This is a genomic window from Candidatus Hydrothermales bacterium (genome assembly GCA_039630235.1).
Lineage (GTDB): Bacteria > Hydrothermota > Hydrothermia > Hydrothermales > JAJRUZ01 > JBCNVI01.
The window spans coordinates 1-709 of the sequence record JBCNVI010000050.1; the positions used below are offsets into that span (position 1 = coordinate 1).

Sequence of the window (709 nt, forward strand, 5' to 3'; positions counted from 1 at the left end):
TTCCTCTTTTTACTTCTGAACCAATTAAGATTATTCTACCTTCGGTATAAATATAATCTTTGTTATAGTAAAATTCTCTTGAGATTTTTTCTTCATTCCAACCAGATGCTTTAAGTTTTGGCTCTACAAGTTTTGCTTTAGTTTCTGCTTCGTTCATACTTTTTTGAAAATAATATTTCTAAGATTTATAGGACAGAGCTTAATTGATTACTTTTATTTATTTTTAAACCCCAGGCTACGACCTACTCTCCCACCCCCTTGCGAGGGAAGTACCATCGGCCCTGGTAGGCTTAACGATCGGGTTCGGAATGGGACCGAGTGTTTCCCCACCGGTATGGTAGCCTGGGTTTAGTAATACTATTAAGAGGCAACCAAGCCCTCGAGTTATTAGTGCCACTCGGCTCAACTCCTTGCGGAGCTTACACCTGTGGCCTATCAACCAGGTAGTCTTCCTGGACCCTTACCTTCCTAAGAAGTGGGAGCCCTTATCTTGGGGCGCGCTTCCCGCTTAGATGCTTTCAGCGGTTATCGCTTAGGCACATGGCTACCCAGCTTCTGCTCCTGGCGGAACAGCTGGTACACCAGAGGTGCCCCCATCCCAGTCCTCTCGTACTAAGGACAGCCCCCCTCAAGGCTCCTACGCTCGCCGCAGATAGGGACCGACCTGTCTTACGACGGTCTGAACCCAGCTCACGTACCCCTATAATGG

At 47.1% G+C, this 709-nt stretch carries 2 rRNA genes; both read right to left on the reverse strand.

Features of this window, described 5'->3' with window-relative positions:
* Positions 1 to 229 precede the first annotated feature (229 nt).
* Positions 230 to 346, reverse strand: a 5S ribosomal RNA gene (gene rrf / locus ABDH49_09230).
* A gap of 21 nt (positions 347 to 367) precedes the next feature.
* Positions 368 to 709: ribosomal RNA gene (locus tag ABDH49_09235) — 23S ribosomal RNA — on the reverse strand; the annotation flags it as partial.